A 15,641-nucleotide genomic window follows, 5' to 3' on the forward strand; every position below is an offset into this window, starting at 1 on the left:
CGCCCGCGCGACTCCATCGAGCCGGTCGCGCGCGCCGCCGCACGCCACGGAGCGGCCGCGCGCCCAGGCGCGCCCCCGCACACCCTCGGAGGAGAAGACACCCATGCCTGCCACGCCCACCGCCGCCGCCCTCGCCGCGCTGCTCGCGCTCACCGCCGGCACGCCCGACCACGTCGAGACCGCGCCCAGCCCCGCGTTCGACTGGAACTGGACCTACCCGGCCCCCACGTGCGACGGCATCACCGTCACGTTCCCCGAGGACCTGCCGGAGAGCCAGACCGGCGTCCTCGAGATCACCGTCCGCACGTCCCTCGGGACGCTGCAGTACAAGCTGGAGGGCGACGCCTACCGCGCCGCCTACCCCGGCGGCCACGCGGGGGCGACCGTCGTCGTGCCGTGGTCGGAGTTCCGCGGCGCCGACCTCACCGGCGCCGGCGCCTGGGAGATCACCTGGGTGCAGGTGCACGGGACGAACGTGCACTGGGAGGGGTCGGTGCTGTGCGGGTCCACGCCGGCGCCGGAGCCGGAGCCGGAGCCGGAGCCGTCGCCCGAGCCGGAGCCGGAGCCGTCGCCCGAGCCGGAGCCGGAGCCGTCGCCCGCGCCCGGGCCGTCACCCGAGCCGGCACCGGTCGAGCCCGGCGACACCCTGGAGCCGGGCGGTCCGGGCAGCGGAGCCAGCACCCCGCAGGGCGGCTCGGCGAGCGTCCACGCCGCGCCCCGCACCGCGTCCGAGGCCGCCGGCGACCCGACGACGTCCGCCGCGCTCGCCGCACCGGCGGCCGGCGCCCTCGCGACCACCGGGGCACGGCCCGCGCCGCTCGCCCTCGCCGCGGGCACGCTGCTCGCCGTCGGCGCCGCCGTCCGCGGCTGGGCGTCGCGGCAGCGGCCCGCGCAGCACTAGGCCGCACCGCGGCCCGCGCGCCCGGTGCCATCGCACCGAGCGCGCGGGCGTGGGCCGGCGCGGGTCGCACGCCGGCCCGTCCGCCAACGGCGGTACCGTCCGACCGTGCCCACCGCCCCGACCCGCCGCGCCCGGTGACCGGCGGCTCGGCCCTGCGCACCGCGCTCGCGCTGGCGGCGCTGCTGGCGGTGTTCCTCGCGGTGACGTCCGCGGCGCGCGTCCCGGTCCGCCGGGAGACGGTCGTCGCGGTCGTGCGCGGGGCCCTCCAGCTCGTGGCCGTCGCGGTCGTCATCGCGTGGGTGTTCCGGCACCCCGCGGCGGCCGGCCTGTACCTGGCGGTCATGATGTCGGTCGCGGCGTGGACGGCCACGCGCCGCATCGGCCTGGGCCCGCGCACCCTGGGCGCGCTCGGACTCGCCGTGCTGGCGGGCGCCGGCACCGCCGTCGTCCCGGTCGTCGCCAGCGGTGCGCTCGTGGTCGGCGCGCCGACCCTCGTGCCGTTCGGCGCCCAGATGATCGGCGGCGCCATGGCCGCCGCGTCCGTGACCGGGCTGCGGCTGCGGGACGACCTGCGCACCGAGTGGGACGTCGTCGAGGGCTGGCTCGCGCTCGGCGCCACCGGGCGGCAGGCGGTCACCGGGCACGCCCGGCGGGCGGTGTCGCGTGCGCTCGTCCCGGGGATCGACCAGACGCGCAGCGCGGGGCTGGTGACGCTGCCGGGGGCGTTCGTCGGGCTGCTGCTCGGCGGGGCGAGCCCGGCCGAGGCGGCGCAGGTGCAGGTGCTCGTGCTGGTGGGCCTGCTCGCGGCGCAGGCCGTGTCGGGCGTGCTGACGTCGACGCTGCTGGCCGGACGGCTGGGCGCGTCGCGGCCGGCGGCGGTGGTCTGACCCCGCTCGCGCGCGGCGGGGTCCGGACGGAGTCGGGATGGCGGGATTCGAACCCACGACCTTCCGCTCCCAAAGCGGACGCGCTACCAACCTGCGCCACATCCCGTCGCGCCGGAGTCTAGTGGCGCGCCGCGCACCCCTCCGCGCGTCGTGGCGCGGGACGACCGCGGTGCGTGGCGGCGCCTGCCCTGGCGGGGCCGCCGCGTGGCGCGGGGGTGGCCCGGCGAGCCGGTACCCTGGTCCGGCGGCCCGTCCTGGCGGGCCCGCGCGGATGTAGCTCAATGGTAGAGCCTCAGTCTTCCAAACTGATTACGCGGGTTCGATTCCCGTCATCCGCTCCACGGTTCGCCCGCCCCGCCTCACAGGTCCGCGTTGAGCTCGGACTCGACCTCCCCCTGTGCGGCCTTCAGCAGTTCGTCCATGCGCACGACGTCCTCTTCCGGTTTCGCATCCGGACCGCTCCACGTGGTGACGGCCGTTCCCGGGTCGTCCAGGCCGTACTTCACCGTCAGGAAGCGCAGACGATATGCCTGCTCCGCTGCCCTGTGCACCTGTCGAACGAGCTGGACATTGACGCCGCTGGAGACGAGCACTCCGGCCACCGGGACGACCTGAGCAAGCTTCTTCTGAGTCAACCGCACGCCCATCGAAGCGAAGGCGCGATTGATCACGCCGACCAGCACGTGCTGATTCAGCTGTGTCCACGTCGCTCGGCGCATCATGTCCTGCGTCAGCCGGGACAGGCTCGCCAGCGCGGTCGTCTTGGCGCCACCGCTCACCGCCATGCCGAGGCTCATCACCTGGAGCGCGAAGATCTCCTCCTCCGGGAGGTTCGGGTCGAACCCGTAGGACACCGCGACCTCTCCGACGATCCTGCCGAGCCCGGCCATCACGACGACGGAATCGACCGCTACGGCACCCAGCACGACCGCCGCCGTGGCACCGCCGGTGACAGTGGTCGAGACGACTGTCCCGGTGATGGCGAGCGACGCTGCGGCTCCCTCGGCGAGCGCGACGACCTCGTGGGCCCGCTTGCGGTTCGGCAGCGCCTCATCGCACTCTCGCAGATCGAGGGCCAGGAAGTCCTCGGCGCGCGTGACCTTGCGCCCGTTCTTCTGGTGGCGCTGGATGGCTCCTCGAAGACTGACGGAATGCACACCGCTCCCGGCGGTGACATCGATGAGCCCTTTGGCGGCCTTCGCGTAGGCCTCCTCGACGGCCAGATGGCCCGGCACCTGCTGCGCGCCACGCCGCACCGACTTCCCGACCTTCGCGGCAGCCTCGCGTACCGGCTCCGGGACGAAGCTCCGGGCGCCGACCGGCGGCTCTGTGAGTCGCTTGTACGCGCGACGCTCGTAGTCGCTCATCCGCGGGTCTGCCATGGATCCTCCTGCCGTGGATCACATCGTCGAAGCGCTGCGCCGGCGTCGACGTGCCTCGCGTCATTCATCGGCGTCGACGGGGGTGACCTTGACGATTCACCGGCAGCTGCACCGCGGGCCGAGCCCGCTGTTCGTCAGCCGCGACCGCCCGCCTCCGCCGCCGCAGCGGCCGCGTCCTCCGCGGCGAACAGGGCCTCGAGCCGGGCGTCGCTCGCCCGGATCGATGCCAGCGTCTCCGCGTCGAGCGTGCGGCGGCGCCGCCGTCGCAGCTCCACCGGGATCTCCCGTCCGGTCGTGCGGTCCACCAGGACCAGGTCCGGGCCGAGGTCGTCCAGCCGGAACGGGCCCGCGTCGTCACGCGTCATCGTCGCCACCTTCCGCAGGCACGGTGAGCAGGTCGTTCGCGGCCCACACTAGGGCGCGCTCGGCGGGACCGGGAGCCTGACTTTCGAGGGTGCGCAGGAGGCGTGCGGCCCGGTGCGGCCCGACGGCGTCCATCCGCGCCAGGGTCCACTGGTACATGCCCCACCAGCGCTCCGCACGGCCGTCCGCGAGCGCCTCGGCGCGCAGCCGGGTCGAGGCGCGCCGTGCCTCCTCATGCTGCTGCGCAGCCAGCTCGCGGTCTGCCCGGATGCGCCTGGCCGACACCACCAGGCTGATGGCCGCCGCGACGAGCGCGGCCACGCCGGCCACCGCGGGCGAGGTGAGGAAGACCGCCCACCACGACTCGCTCCAGAGCCCGTCCGCGGCGTCTCGCGCACCCATTGGCTCCTCCTCGAGGTCGTGGCCGCCGCCCGGCGGCCCGTGCCGTCGACCCTAGGGCCGCCCGAGGGGCGTCCGACCGTCGTCCACAGCCTCGGTCGGCGCCGACCGCTCACGCGCGTCGAGCCACCCCAGCATCCCCCGCGCCGCCGCGACCCCGGTGCTGAACGACGCCTGCAGCAGGTACCCCCCGGTCGGCGCCTCCCAGTCGAGCATCTCCCCCGCCACGAACGTCCCCGGCAGCGCCCGCAGCATCAGCCGCTCGTCCACCTCGGACCACCGGATGCCGCCGGCGCTGGAGATCGCCCGGTCGAGGGGCATGGTCGCCGGCACCTCGACCGGCAGGGCCTTGACCAGCGCCGCGACGGCGGCCGGGTCGTCGGGCACGGCGTTGCCGGTCGCCTCGCGCAGCAGCCCGACCGCCACCGGGTCGAGCCCCAGGGACCGCTGCAGCCACGTCGCCCGGGAGTCCTTGGGGCGCCGCCGCGCCAGCCGCTCGGCCAGCCGCTCGGCCGGGGTGTCCGGTCGCAGGTCGACCTCCAGGACGCAGCCGCCGGCGTCCAGCGCCGCGCGGACCGCCGCCCCGACCGCGTACAGCGGCCCGCCCTCCAGGCCGGTGCGGGTGACCATCGCGTCGCCGCGCACCGCTGGCCGGTCCTGGCCGCGGACGGTGAGCGCGACGTGCTTGAGCGGCACGCCCTGGAACCGGTCGGCGAACGGCGGGGTCCAGCCGACCCGCACGCCCACGTTCGCCGCCCGGATCGGCGCGACCGCCACGCCGCGCGCCGCGAACTCCGGCACCCACGACCCGTCGGAGCCCAGCCGCGGCCAGGAGGCCCCGCCGAGCGCGAACAGCACGACGTCGTGGTGCACGGTCCGCCGCTCGCCGTCGACGCCCCCGCCGACGCCGACCAGCCGCAGCCCGGCGCCGTCCTCGGCCCAGCCGTCCCACCGCTGCCGCCGCTCCACCCGCACGCCGAGCGCGTCCAGCCGCGCGAGCCACGCCCGCACCAGCGGGGTCGCCCGGAACGACCGCGGGAACACCCGGCCGCTGGTGCCGACGAAGGTCTCCTCGCCGAGCCCGGCGCACCAGGCGCGCAGGTCGTCGGCGGTGAACGCGTCGATCATCGGGGCGAGCCGGCCGGCGGCGTCGCCGTAGCGCGGGAGCATCCGGTCGCGGCCCTCGGAGTGCGTGATGTTCAGGCCGCCGTGGCCGGCGAGCAGGAACTTGCGCGTCGGGGACGGCATCCGGTCGTAGACGGTCACCGCCACGCCGGCGCCGGCCAGCACCTCCGCGGCGATCAGCCCCGCCGGGCCGCCGCCGACCACTCCCGCCGTTCGCACCGGCCGACCGTAGCCCACGCGCGCGCCCGGCCCGCGCGGCGGCAGCGCCCCGGACCTGCTTACGCTGCACGGCATGGCCACCGTCCTGCTCGTCCGTCACGGCCGCACCACCGCCAACGCGTCCGGGGTGCTCGCCGGCCGCACCCCGGGGGTCCTGCTGGACGCCGTCGGGCACGAGCAGGCCGCCCGCACCGGCGAGCGGATCGCCGCCGTGCCGCTCGTCGCGGTCGTCACCAGCCCGCTGGAGCGGTGCCGCGAGACGGCCGACGCGCTGCTGGCCCGGCAGCCGCACGCGCCGGTGCTCCGGGTCGAGGACCGGCTGACCGAGTGCGACTACGGCGCCTGGCAGGGCCGGCCGCTGCGCGAGCTCGCCGAGGAGCCGCTGTGGCGGACCGTCCAGGGCCAGCCGTCCGCGGCGGTGTTCCCGGGCGGCGAGTCGCTCGCCGCGATGCAGGCCCGGGCGGTCGCCGCGGTCCGGGAGCAGGACGCCGCGGTCGAGGCGGAGCACGGGCCCGGCGCGGTGTGGGCGGCCGTCACGCACGGCGACCTGGTGAAGTCGCTGCTCGCGGACGCGCTCGGGATGCACCTGAACCTGTTCCAGCGGCTGCACGCCGGGCCGGCGTCGGTGTCGGTGGTCCGGTACGGCCCGGCGCGCCCGGAGGTCGTCGCCACGAACACCGACGCGGGCGACCTGTCGTGGCTGCGCGCGGCCGCACCGGCGGGCGACGCGGCGGTCGGCGGCGGCGCGGGCGCGGCCGAGGCCGCACGCGACGGTGTCGGCCCGCGCTCCTAGCATGGGGTCATGGCGACCCTCCTCCACCTGCACGACTGGCCCGACCGCGCGGTCATCGGCACCGTCGGCCGGCCCGGGGCCCGCACCTTCTACCTCCAGGCGCGCACCGGCCGCCGGCTCACCAGCGTCGCGATGGAGAAGGAGTGGGCGTCGACCCTCGCCGAGAAGATCGACGAGCTGCTCGACCAGCTCATGACCACCGACGGCAACCCGTACAGCGTGCCCGCGGAGGCGTTCGCGGAGCTCGTGGACGCCGACCCCGTCGAGCAGCCGGTCGAGGAGGACTTCCGCCTCGGCCAGATGCGGCTGCACTTCGACCGGGCGACGGGGCAGGTCGTCGTCGAGGCGTTCCCGCTCGTCCTGGTCGACTCCGAGGAGGAGGCCGAGCGCCTCGCCGCGGAGGACCCCGAGCCCGAGGAGGCGATGGTGCTGCGCCTGCCCGTCGGCTCGGCGCGGGCGTTCGCCGAGCGCGCCCGCCGGGTCGTCGCCCAGGGCCGGCCCGCGTGCCCGCGCTGCGGGGAGCCGATGGACCCCGACGGCCACGTCTGCGGCGCGCCCCGGTCCCGCTGACCGGCCGGCTCGCGGTGCAGGCCACTCGGACCGGGTGATGCCGGCGCGGGGCACCCCTCCCTAGCGTCGGTCCCGGCTGCGGGTCCGCCGGGCCCGGGCAGCCCGGAGCGAGAGGGGAACCCGGATGAGCGAGCGTCGCAGCGGCCTGGCGGTGGGCATGACCGTCTTCGCCGGCACGATCATGATCATGATCGGCGTCATGCACGTCTTCCAGGGCATCGTCGCCCTGGTCAACGACACCTTCTACGTCGCCGGGGAGGAGTGGGTCCTCCAGCTCGACGTCACCTCGTGGGGGTGGGTGCACCTGATCCTGGGGGCGGTCGTCGCCCTCGCCGGGTTCTTCGTGTTCAGCGGCGCGGTGTGGGCGCGGACGATCGGCGTGATCATGGCCGTCCTCAGCGGCCTCGCCTCCTTCGCGTGGCTGCCGTACTACCCGGTGTGGGCGCTGGTCGTGATCGCGCTCGACGTGTTCGTGATCTGGGCGCTCACGGCCCACGGCCGCGAGATCACCGAGCAGATCTGACCGAGGGCGCCGGGGGCGCCGGCCCGCCGCGCGCGGGCGGCGTCCCCGGCGGCTCCTAGCATGGGCGCATGCCAGCCGTGCCGACCCCCGACCTCGACGGGAGCCCGCTCGAGGTCGTCGGCCGGATCACGGTCGCGTCCAACGCCACCTTCCTCGCGGAGGTCGACGGCACCCGCGTGGTCTACAAGCCGGTGGCGGGCGAGAAGCCGCTGTGGGACTTCCCCGACGGCACGCTCGCGCACCGCGAGGTCGCGGCGTACCTGGTGTCGGAGGCGACCGGCTGGGGCGTCGTCCCGCGCACGTGGCTGCGCGACGGCCCGCTCGGACCCGGCATGGTCCAGCTCTGGCAGGAGCCCGACGGCGACCAGGAGCCGGTGGACGTCGTGCCCTCGGCGGACGTGCCGGCGGGCGCCCGCACCGTGCTCGAGGGCGGTGACGAGCGGGGAGAGCCCGTCACGCTCGTGCACGAGGACTCCCCCGCGCTGCGCCGGATGGCGGTGCTCGACGTGCTGCTCAACAACGCCGACCGCAAGGGCGGGCACGTGCTGCCGATGCCGGACGGCCGGCGGCTCGGCGTCGACCACGGGGTGACGTTCCACGTCGAGCCCCGGCTGCGCACGGTGCTCTGGGGGTGGCTCGGCGAGGACCTGACGGCCGACGAGGTCGCCGGTGTCGAGCGGGTGCGGGACGGCCTCGACGGCGACCTGGGCCGGCTGCTCGCGACGCTGCTGGCGCCGGCCGAGGTCGACGCGCTCGCCGCCCGGTGCGCCCGGCTGCTCCGCGAGCCGCGGTTCCCCGGGCCCGAGGGCGAGATGCCCGCGGTGCCCTGGCCGCTGTTCTAGGCCCTGGCCAGGGTCACGTCCAGCCAGCCGACGACCTCGTCCAGGTACCGGGTCCGGGCGGGCAGCGGCGACAGCGCCAGGTCGTGCGCCCCGCCGGCGATCTCCTCGAACGTGACGTCCCGCCCGAGCCGCGGCGCGAGCCGCCGCATGTCCGCGGGGTCGAGCACCGAGTCCGTGGTGAGCAGCCCGTCGTGCCAGCGGTCGTCCGGACCGGACGCGTCGGAGGCCAGCACCAGCACCGGCACGTCGATGTCCAGCCCGCGCGCGACCTCGGCCTGCCCGCGCCGGATCGCGCGGACGAACCCCGCCCGCGCCGGGAAGCCCGCGTGCGGCTTCCAGGCCAGGTCGTACGACCACTCGCCGCCGCCGTCGGCGTGCAGCGCGCGGCCGTAGTGCTCGCCGACGTGCGACACCACCAGGCGCGGGGCGACCCGCCCGACGACGTGGTCGACCGCCGGCGCGAGGAGCCTGCGCTCGACGAACGAGCCGCGCACGTCCAGCCACGGCGAGTTGAGCACGACGGCGTCGACCAGGCCGCGGCCGCGTCGATGGTGCGCCCACAGCGCCGCGATCAGGCCGCCGGTGGAGTGGCCGAGCAGCACCACGCGGTCGTGCCGCTCGCGGACCAGGTGCACCGCGGCGTCGATCTCCTCGGCGTAGGTCGCCAGGGAGCGGGTGTCGTTCGGCTCGCGCCCCGCGCGGATCGACCGGCCGTAGTCGCGCAGGTCCAGGGCGTACAGGTCGTACCCGCGGTCCGCGAGCGCGTCGGCGACGTGCGTCTGGAAGAAGTAGTCGACGAACCCGTGCACGTAGAGCACGGCGGGCCGTGACCCGGTGCCTCCCGCGTCGCGGCGGTGCACCAGGGTCGCCACGGCGTCGCCCTGGGCGTCCAGGCGCAGGTGCAGCGTCCGCTGCACCCAGCCGTCGCCGAGCACGTCCGGAGCCTCGTCGTCCACCCGCATGGCGGCGATCCTGCCACCCGGGCTCGCCGCCGGACGCCGGGCGCGCCGCCGCGTCGGCCCTGCTCCCGGTGGCGCCGCCCCGCACGGTGCCGCACGGTGGAGACGTGGAAGCCGGCCGTCGACCGGGCCCGCGCCGGGGTCCGCGGACCACCCGATCGGGGCGCCCGGGCATCTTTGTGGGGCCGCGCGCGTTGGCGCTACTGTCGGCCGTGTCGGGAGCCGACCACCAGGGAGAGGGGACCGGGCATGCGCCTCGCGCCGAGCACCGCGGGCCCCTCGCCGCGCCCCGTCCTCGTGCGCCCGCACGCCGCGTCCGTCGTGCCCGGTGTGCCCGCAGCGGCCCGCTGTCGCTGTCCGTAGAGCGCTGGCCGCACCGCCGCACCCCGGCGGCAGCCCGACCCGGGCCCGCTCCGGGCCAGCGCTCGCCCTCGACCCACGGCCGGGCGCGCGCCCGCGCCGTGCACCCTGCACCGCCGACACCCCCAAGGACGGACTGACATGGCACGGATCTACGACGACGCGACGAAGCTCATCGGGAACACCCCGCTGGTGCGGATCAACAAGCTGACCGAGGGCATCGGCGCCACGGTCGTCGGCAAGCTCGAGTTCTACAACCCCGCCAGCTCGGTGAAGGACCGGATCGGCGTCGCGATCGTCGACGCGGCGGAGCGGTCGGGCGAGCTGAAGCCGGGCGGCACCATCGTCGAGGCGACGTCGGGCAACACGGGCATCGCGCTCGCGTTCGTGGGTGCGGCCCGCGGCTACGACGTCGTGCTGACCATGCCGGAGTCCATGTCCAAGGAGCGGCGCGCGCTGCTGCGCGCGTACGGCGCCGAGCTCATCCTCACCCCGGCGTCCGAGGGCATGAAGGGCGCGGTCAACCGCGCGAACGAGGTCGTCGCCGAGCGCCCGGGCGCGATCCTGGCCCGTCAGTTCGCCAACGAGGCCAACCCGGAGATCCACCGCCGCACCACCGCCGAGGAGATCTGGGCGGACACCGACGGCGGCGTCGACATCCTGGTCGCCGGCATCGGCACCGGCGGCACCATCACGGGCGTCGGGCAGGTGCTCAAGGAGCGCAAGCCCGGGGTGCAGGTCGTCGGCGTGGAGCCGGCCGAGTCGCCGATCCTCAACGGCGGCCAGCCCGGCCCGCACAAGATCCAGGGCATCGGGGCCAACTTCGTCCCCGAGATCCTCGACACCGGCATCTACGACGAGGTCATCGACGTGGACGCCGACACCGCCGTCGCCGTCGCGCGCCGGGCCGCGAAGGAGGAGGGCCTGCTCGTGGGCATCTCCTCCGGCGCCGCCCTGCACGCCGCGATCGAGCTCGGCAGGCGCCCCGAGAACGCCGGGAAGCTGATCGTCGTGATCATCCCGTCGTTCGGCGAGCGCTACCTCTCCTCCGTCCTGTACGCCGACCTCCTGGACTGATCACCATGACCTCGACCACGCGACCGCCGCTGACGGGCGGCACCTCACGGCCCGGTGGCCGCGGCGTGCCGACCCCGGCGCGCGCGTCCTCCGACCCCCGCGCGGCGACCGGGCCCACCGGCGCCGGCGAGCACTGGCGCAGCCTGCGCCGGTTCGCCCGCACCCTGCGCGAGGACCTGGAGGCCGCGCAGCGCCGGGACCCCGCCGCGCGGTCGCGGGTCGAGGTCGCCCTGGCGTACCCCGGGCTGCACGCGGTGTGGGTGCACCGGGTGGCGCACCGGATGTGGCGGGAGCCGGCGCTGCGGCTGCCGGCCCGGCTGCTGTCCCAGGTGTCCCGGGCCGTCACCGGCGTGGAGATCCACCCCGGGGCGACCATCGGCCGGCGGCTGTTCATCGACCACGGGATGGGCGTCGTCGTCGGCGAGACCGCCGTGGTGGGCGACGACGTCGTGCTGTTCCACGGCGCCACGCTCGGCGGCAAGACGATGAAGCGCGGCAAGCGGCACCCCACGGTCGGGAACGACGTCGTGGTCGGCGCGGGTGCCAAGGTGCTCGGGCCGGTGTGGATCGGCGACGGCGCGCAGATCGGCGCCAACGCGGTGGTCCTCAAGGACGTGCCCGCGGGCGCGGTCGCGGTGGGCGTGCCGGCGCAGATCCGGCAGAGGCCGAGCTCGGCCCCGCCGGAGCCGGAGGTCGACGACCCGGCGATCTACATCTGACGGCGGCGGCGGCCGAGTTCGCCGATTCCGCACCGGGCGGCGGCGTGTCGCCGCGGCGTGTCGGGCGGAACCGGCGAACTCGCCGGGCGGTCAGGCGACCGGCGACCCGCCGTCCCAGGCGCGCGGCGTGATCTCCGGGCGGCTGGTCCACTCCTCGCTCAGCATCGGCGACGAGATGAGCATGTCCGCGGTCGCGACGTTCGCCGCCATCGGGACGTTCCACACCGCGGCGATCCGGAGCAGCGCCTTGACGTCGGGGTCGTGCGGCTGCGGCTCCAGCGGGTCCCAGAAGAAGATCAGCATGTCGATCGTGCCCTCGGCGATCTTGGCGCCGATCTGCTGGTCGCCGCCGACCGGGCCGGACAGCAGCCGGGTCACCGGGAGGCCGAGCTCGAACTCGAGCATGGTGCCGGTCGTGCCGGTGGCGTAGAGGTGGTGCCGCGACAGCGTGCCGCGGTTGAACTCCGCCCAGCGGAGCAGCTCGACCTTCTTGTTGTCGTGCGCGACGAGGGCGATGTGGTGGGCGGCGCCGGGCATGGGCGGGTCCTTCCGTGGAGCGGTGCATCGGTGGGCGGGCAGCGACGACGGCGGAGCGCCCGGGGCACACCCTAGGCCCGCGGATGTCGGGCCGGTGCGGCGCCGCGACGTCGGGGCCGGCGCCCAACTGCGGGGCGAGGCGCACCGGCTGGGCGCGTCACCCGGAGCGGACCCCTCGGATCCGCCGGCGCCCACTCAGCGCCCCCGCCCGCACCACCTAGTCGCCGGCTGGGTGCTGCACCGGGCACCTAGCGTCGACCGCGTGACGCAGCCGCCCGCACCCGCACCCGCGCCCGCCCCGGGCCACGCCCGCCGCGCGCCGGCGCCCGTGTCGGCGGTCGGCGTCCTCGGCGAGCTGATGATCACCCTCGGCGTGCTGCTCGCGCTGCTCCTGGTCTGGCAGCTGTGGTGGACGACCGTCGTCGCGCGGCAGGACGCGGACGCCGTGCTCGCCGAGGTGCGCGCCGCCCTGCCCCCCGCCGCCGCCACGACGGCCGCGCTGCGCACCGACGACCCGCCGGTCCCCGAGCCGGTCGGGCACGGCGAGGTCGTCGGCGTGCTCACCGTCCCGCGCTGGGACGGGCTCACCCGGAACGCGATGCCGGTCGTCGAGGGCACCACGCCGGACCTCCTCGACCGCGCCCTCGCCGGCCGGTACCCCGAGACGCAGCGGGTCGGCGAGGTGGGCAACGTGGCGCTCGCCGGGCACCGCCGGACCTTCGGCGACTCGTTCCGCTACGTCGACCGGCTCGTCCCCGGCGACCCGGTCGTGATCGAGACCGCCAGCACCTGGTACGTCTACGAGGTCACCGCGCACGAGGTCGTCGACCCGTCGGAGTCGTCGGTGCTCGCGCCCGTGCCGAAGCAGCCCGGTGTCGCCCCGGCCGAGCGGCTGCTCACCCTCACCACCTGCCACTCCCGCACCCTCGGCGAGTACGGCAACGACCAGCGGTGGATCACCTACGCCACCTTCGTCGGCTGGCTGGACCGGGCCGAGGGCACGCCGGAGCCGGTCCTCGCGCTGGGAGGCGCCTGATGTACGCGTGGTTGTTCCGCCGGCTGCCGGGACCGCTGCCGGTCCGCCTGCTGCTCGCGCTCGTGCTGCTGGCCGCGGTGCTCGTCGGCCTGTTCGGCTGGGGGTTCCCCGCCGTCGCGCCGCACCTGACCTGGCTCACCGGGGACCCGGCGCTGGGCTGACCGGCACCGACGCCGCGACGCCTCGGCGCCGCCGACCGCGCGGCCTCCTCGCGTCCGGCGGGCCCGCACGGCAGCATGGGCCGCGGCGCGCTCACCGGCGAGCGCGCGACGACGAGGAGGCGGCATGCGGCTCGGCTACCACACCGGCTACTGGTCGGCGGGTCCCCCCGCCCGGGGCGGCGGACGCGGTGCTCGCCGCGGACCGGCTCGGGCTCGACTCCGTGTGGACGGCCGAGGCGTACGGCTCCGACGCGTTCACCCCGCTCGCCTGGTGGGGCGCCCGGACGTCGCGCGTGCGGCTCGGCACCGCCGTCGCGCAGGTCGCCGCCCGCACCCCGACCGCGACCGCGATGGCCGCCCTGACCCTGGACCACCTGTCCGGCGGCCGGTTCACGCTCGGACTCGGGGTGTCCGGGCCGCAGGTCGTCGAGGGCTGGTACGGCCAGCCGTACCCGCGCCCGCTGGCCCGGACCCGGGAGTTCGTCGCGATCGTGCGGGACGTGCTGCGCCGCGAGGGCCCCGTGCGCGCCGGCGGGCCGTTCTACCGGCTGCCGCTGCCCGAGGACGAGGGCTCGGGGCTCGGCAAGGCGCTGCGCTCGACGGTGCACCCGCTGCGCGCCGACCTGCCGATCCACCTCGCGGCCGAGGGGCCGAAGAACATCGCCCTGGCCGCGGAGATTGCCGACGGCTGGCTCCCGCTGTTCTACGCGCCGCGGCTCGACGACGAGTTCCGCGGCCTGCTCGCCGAGGGCTTCGACCGCCGGCTCGCCGGGACGCGCCCCGTCGAGGAGTTCGAGGTCACCGCCACCGTGCCCGTCGTGCTGGGCGCCGACGTGGAGTCCGCCGCCGACGCGGTGCGGCCGTTCGTCGCGCTGTACGCCGGCGGGATGGGGGCGAAGGGCGCAAACTTCCACGCGAACGCGCTGGCGCGGCTCGGCTACGCGGAGGCGTGCGCGGAGATCCAGGCGCACTACCTAGCGGGCGACCGCGCCCGGGCCGCGGCCGCCGTGCCGACCGAGCTGGTCCGGGACGTCGCGCTGGTCGGCACGCCCGACGACGTGCGGGCGCAGGCGACGGCGTGGCGCGGCACGGCGGTGACGACGCTGCTGGTCCAGGCCGCCCCCGACCAGCTGGAGCGGATCGCCGGACTGCTGGCCTGACCGGGGGGCGCCTCGGTCCCGGCCGAGGTCGTCCGTCCCGCCCGAGGTCGCCGGTTCCGCACCCCCTCGGGTGGACGGGACCGACGACCTCGGGCGCGGACGGTGCAACGCGGCGGACACACCGCGGCGCTACCGTGCGGCGCGTGACCCCGCCCGACGACGCCCCGGCCGCGCCCGCGGCCGAGACCCCGCCCGCGCCTGCGACCGCCGACGCGACTGACGCCGCGCCGCGGGATCGCGGCACGCACCTCGCCGCCGGGGTCGTCACGGCGCTCGTCGGGTTCACCAGCGCGTTCGCCGTGGTGCTCGGCGGTCTGCGCGCCGTCGGCGCCACCCCCGCGCAGGCGGCGTCCGGGCTGCTCGCGGTCACGCTCGCGATGGGCGCGGCGACGATCCTGCTCGCCTGGCGGACCCGGCTGCCGATCACGGTCGCCTGGTCGACCCCGGGGGCGGCGCTGCTGGCGACGACCGGGACGGCGGCGGGCGGCTGGCCGGAGGCGGTCGCGGGATTCGTGCTGTGCGGGGTGCTGCTCGCGGCGGTCGGGCTGTGGCGACGGCTCGAGCGCTGGGTGCGGCTGATCCCGGTGCCGCTGGCGAACGCGATGCTGGCCGGCGTCCTGGTCGACCTGTGCCTGCAGCCGGTGCTCGCCGTGGCGGAGCGGCCGCTGCTCGTCGGGCCGGTCGTCGTCGTGTGGCTGGTGCTGCTGCGGCTGGCCCCGCGGTGGGCCACGCCGGCGGCGATCGGGCTGGCCGTGGCGATCGCCGTCGCCTCCCCCGGCGTGCGCGCCCTCGACCCGGCCGACCTGCTGCCGTCCCTGACCTGGACCACGCCGGAGCCGTCCTGGTCGGCGGTGGTCTCGGTGGCCGTGCCGCTGTTCGTCGTGACGATGGCCTCGCAGAACATCCCGGGCGTCGCCGTGCTGGCCGGGTTCGGGTACGCCGCTCCCCTGCGCCGGGTCATGCTGGTGACCGGCGCCGGGACCGTGCTCGCGGCGCCGTTCGGCGGGCACGCGATCAACCTCGCGGCGATCAGCGCGGCGCTCGCTGCCGGGCCCGAGGGCGGGCCCGACCCACGGCGGCGGTGGCGGGCCGCGGTGGTCGCGGGCTGCGGGTACGTCGTGCTGGCCGTCGCGTCCGCCGCGGTGGCCGCGGTCGCGCTGGCGGCCCCGGCCGGGCTGATCGCCGCCGCCGCGGGCCTGGCGCTGGTGGGGACGCTCGCGGCGTCGCTCGGCGGCGCGTTCGGGCCGACCGGCCACCGCGAGGCGGCGGCGGTGACGTTCCTGGTCACGGTCTCCGGCGTGAGCGTCGGCGGCGTCTCGGCGGCGTTCTGGGGCCTGCTCGCGGGCATCGCGGTGCACCTGACCCTGCGCGCCACCCGCCGCTGACCCCACGCCCCGCCGCCGCCGAGCGGGCAGCAGATGTCCCTTCCGCAGAGTCCGAGGGGACGCCTGCTGCCCGCTCGGCGCGCGCCGGGCCCGGTCCCGCGGGCGGCGGGACGAGGTTGTCGGGCCGCACGCGGGGCGCTACTGTCGGCGGTGATCCCGAGACGTGAGCATGCATGTCTCATCAGGCGAGACAGTGTGAGGAGGCGGCCCGTGGCCCGGTCGATGCACCCGCGTGCGACCCAG

Annotated in this window: 17 protein-coding genes, 2 tRNA genes and 1 pseudogene; 13 read left to right on the forward strand and 7 right to left on the reverse strand. The window is 76.6% G+C overall.

Going from position 1 to position 15,641, the window contains the following annotated elements; translation table 11 throughout:
• Window positions 1-103: 103 nt before the first annotated feature.
• Entirely contained in the window at window positions 104-901 is a 798-nt protein-coding gene (locus G6556_RS19155) for a hypothetical protein (RefSeq protein WP_205693268.1), read from the forward strand.
• Between the two features lie 134 nt (window positions 902-1,035).
• Entirely contained in the window at window positions 1,036-1,788 is a 753-nt protein-coding gene (locus G6556_RS09620) for an ABC transporter permease (RefSeq protein WP_166940739.1), read from the forward strand.
• Between the two features lie 32 nt (window positions 1,789-1,820).
• Here the strand turns inward: G6556_RS09620 and G6556_RS09625 are convergent.
• Window positions 1,821-1,894, reverse strand: a tRNA-Pro gene (locus tag G6556_RS09625).
• Window positions 1,895-2,055: 161 nt separating this feature from the next.
• On the opposite strand from G6556_RS09625, the gene G6556_RS09630 reads away from it, so the two are divergent.
• Window positions 2,056-2,129, forward strand: a tRNA-Gly gene (locus G6556_RS09630).
• An 18-nt stretch (window positions 2,130-2,147) separates the two neighbouring features.
• On the opposite strand, the gene G6556_RS09635 is transcribed toward G6556_RS09630, so the two are convergent.
• The 4 genes from G6556_RS09635 to G6556_RS09650 form a co-directional block, all read right to left on the reverse strand.
• Window positions 2,148-3,155, reverse strand: a complete 1,008-nt coding sequence (locus tag G6556_RS09635) for an EcsC family protein (protein ID WP_166940741.1) — start codon at window positions 3,153-3,155, stop codon at window positions 2,148-2,150.
• Between the two features lie 149 nt (window positions 3,156-3,304).
• The gene (locus G6556_RS09640) at window positions 3,305-3,535 is read right to left on the reverse strand and encodes a hypothetical protein (protein ID WP_166940743.1); all 231 of its coding nucleotides are present in this window, start codon (window positions 3,533-3,535) and stop codon (window positions 3,305-3,307) included.
• Window positions 3,525-3,854 carry a hypothetical protein gene (locus G6556_RS09645; RefSeq protein WP_166940745.1) on the reverse strand — a complete coding sequence of 110 codons (330 nt, stop codon included), beginning with the start codon at window positions 3,852-3,854 and terminating at the stop codon, window positions 3,525-3,527. The genes G6556_RS09640 and G6556_RS09645 overlap by 11 nt, the downstream gene beginning before the upstream one ends.
• Window positions 3,855-3,986: 132 nt before the next feature.
• On the reverse strand, window positions 3,987-5,276 hold the full coding sequence (locus tag G6556_RS09650; RefSeq protein WP_346774813.1) for a TIGR03862 family flavoprotein: 1,290 nt from the start codon (window positions 5,274-5,276) through the stop codon (window positions 3,987-3,989).
• 73 nt (window positions 5,277-5,349) lie between these two features.
• Between G6556_RS09650 and G6556_RS09655 the strand changes: the two genes are divergently transcribed.
• From G6556_RS09655 to G6556_RS09670, 4 genes are all read left to right on the forward strand, one after another.
• Window positions 5,350-6,069, forward strand: a complete 720-nt coding sequence (locus G6556_RS09655) for an MSMEG_4193 family putative phosphomutase (protein ID WP_166940749.1) — start codon at window positions 5,350-5,352, stop codon at window positions 6,067-6,069.
• Window positions 6,070-6,078: 9 nt separating this feature from the next.
• Entirely contained in the window at window positions 6,079-6,639 is a 561-nt protein-coding gene (locus G6556_RS09660) for a DUF3090 domain-containing protein (RefSeq protein ID WP_166940751.1), read from the forward strand.
• Window positions 6,640-6,763: 124 nt separating this feature from the next.
• A complete protein-coding gene (locus G6556_RS09665; protein WP_166940753.1) occupies window positions 6,764-7,162 on the forward strand; it encodes a hypothetical protein in 399 nt (132 codons plus the stop codon).
• A gap of 68 nt (window positions 7,163-7,230) precedes the next feature.
• On the forward strand, window positions 7,231-8,004 hold the full coding sequence (locus G6556_RS09670; protein ID WP_166940755.1) for an SCO1664 family protein: 774 nt from the start codon (window positions 7,231-7,233) through the stop codon (window positions 8,002-8,004).
• On the opposite strand, the gene G6556_RS09675 is transcribed toward G6556_RS09670, so the two are convergent.
• Window positions 8,001-8,966, reverse strand: a complete 966-nt coding sequence (locus G6556_RS09675) for an alpha/beta hydrolase (RefSeq protein ID WP_166940757.1) — start codon at window positions 8,964-8,966, stop codon at window positions 8,001-8,003. The two genes, G6556_RS09670 and G6556_RS09675, sit on opposite strands and share 4 nt — an antisense overlap.
• A gap of 498 nt (window positions 8,967-9,464) precedes the next feature.
• Here G6556_RS09675 and cysK point away from each other — a divergent pair, with 498 nt between their 5' ends.
• Entirely contained in the window at window positions 9,465-10,400 is a 936-nt protein-coding gene (gene cysK / locus G6556_RS09680) for a cysteine synthase A (RefSeq protein ID WP_166940759.1), read from the forward strand.
• Between the two features lie 5 nt (window positions 10,401-10,405).
• The gene (gene epsC, locus G6556_RS09685) at window positions 10,406-11,119 is read left to right on the forward strand and encodes a serine O-acetyltransferase EpsC (RefSeq protein WP_166940761.1); all 714 of its coding nucleotides are present in this window, start codon (window positions 10,406-10,408) and stop codon (window positions 11,117-11,119) included.
• A 90-nt stretch (window positions 11,120-11,209) separates the two neighbouring features.
• Here the strand turns inward: epsC and G6556_RS09690 are convergent, their stop codons facing one another.
• Complete coding sequence (locus tag G6556_RS09690) at window positions 11,210-11,656, reverse strand: methylglyoxal synthase (protein WP_166940763.1); 447 nt, start codon at window positions 11,654-11,656, stop codon at window positions 11,210-11,212.
• Between the two features lie 262 nt (window positions 11,657-11,918).
• On the opposite strand from G6556_RS09690, the gene G6556_RS09695 reads away from it, so the two are divergent.
• The 4 genes and pseudogenes from G6556_RS09695 to G6556_RS09710 all read left to right on the forward strand — a co-directional run bounded on the left by G6556_RS09695 (window position 11,919) and on the right by G6556_RS09710 (window position 15,398).
• The gene (locus G6556_RS09695) at window positions 11,919-12,692 is read left to right on the forward strand and encodes a class E sortase (RefSeq protein ID WP_346774814.1); all 774 of its coding nucleotides are present in this window, start codon (window positions 11,919-11,921) and stop codon (window positions 12,690-12,692) included.
• Window positions 12,692-12,853 carry a hypothetical protein gene (locus G6556_RS09700; RefSeq protein ID WP_166940767.1) on the forward strand — a complete coding sequence of 54 codons (162 nt, stop codon included), beginning with the start codon at window positions 12,692-12,694 and terminating at the stop codon, window positions 12,851-12,853. Before G6556_RS09695 ends, G6556_RS09700 begins: the two co-directional genes overlap by 1 nt.
• 124 nt (window positions 12,854-12,977) lie before the next feature.
• A pseudogene (locus tag G6556_RS09705) lies at window positions 12,978-14,013 on the forward strand (LLM class F420-dependent oxidoreductase).
• Window positions 14,014-14,156: 143 nt separating this feature from the next.
• Window positions 14,157-15,398 carry a benzoate/H(+) symporter BenE family transporter gene (locus G6556_RS09710; RefSeq protein WP_166940769.1) on the forward strand — a complete coding sequence of 414 codons (1,242 nt, stop codon included), beginning with the start codon at window positions 14,157-14,159 and terminating at the stop codon, window positions 15,396-15,398.
• Window positions 15,399-15,641 lie beyond the last annotated feature (243 nt).

Source organism: Cellulomonas sp. IC4_254 (assembly GCF_011603975.1).
Taxonomy (GTDB): Bacteria; Actinomycetota; Actinomycetes; order Actinomycetales; family Cellulomonadaceae; genus Cellulomonas.

Coding starts and splice junctions, on each gene's coding strand:
- G6556_RS09640 (WP_166940743.1), bottom strand. CDS start 3,535: ATGACGCGTGACGACGCGGGCCCGTTCCGGCTGGACGACCTCGGCCCG.
- epsC (WP_166940761.1), top strand. CDS start 10,406: ATGACCTCGACCACGCGACCGCCGCTGACGGGCGGCACCTCACGGCCC.
- G6556_RS09690 (WP_166940763.1), bottom strand. CDS start 11,656: ATGCCCGGCGCCGCCCACCACATCGCCCTCGTCGCGCACGACAACAAG.
- G6556_RS09635 (WP_166940741.1), bottom strand. CDS start 3,155: ATGAGCGACTACGAGCGTCGCGCGTACAAGCGACTCACAGAGCCGCCG.
- cysK (WP_166940759.1), top strand. CDS start 9,465: ATGGCACGGATCTACGACGACGCGACGAAGCTCATCGGGAACACCCCG.
- G6556_RS09670 (WP_166940755.1), top strand. CDS start 7,231: ATGCCAGCCGTGCCGACCCCCGACCTCGACGGGAGCCCGCTCGAGGTC.
- G6556_RS09700 (WP_166940767.1), top strand. CDS start 12,692: ATGTACGCGTGGTTGTTCCGCCGGCTGCCGGGACCGCTGCCGGTCCGC.
- G6556_RS09665 (WP_166940753.1), top strand. CDS start 6,764: ATGAGCGAGCGTCGCAGCGGCCTGGCGGTGGGCATGACCGTCTTCGCC.
- G6556_RS09660 (WP_166940751.1), top strand. CDS start 6,079: ATGGCGACCCTCCTCCACCTGCACGACTGGCCCGACCGCGCGGTCATC.
- G6556_RS19155 (WP_205693268.1), top strand. CDS start 104: ATGCCTGCCACGCCCACCGCCGCCGCCCTCGCCGCGCTGCTCGCGCTC.
- G6556_RS09655 (WP_166940749.1), top strand. CDS start 5,350: ATGGCCACCGTCCTGCTCGTCCGTCACGGCCGCACCACCGCCAACGCG.
- G6556_RS09675 (WP_166940757.1), bottom strand. CDS start 8,966: ATGCGGGTGGACGACGAGGCTCCGGACGTGCTCGGCGACGGCTGGGTG.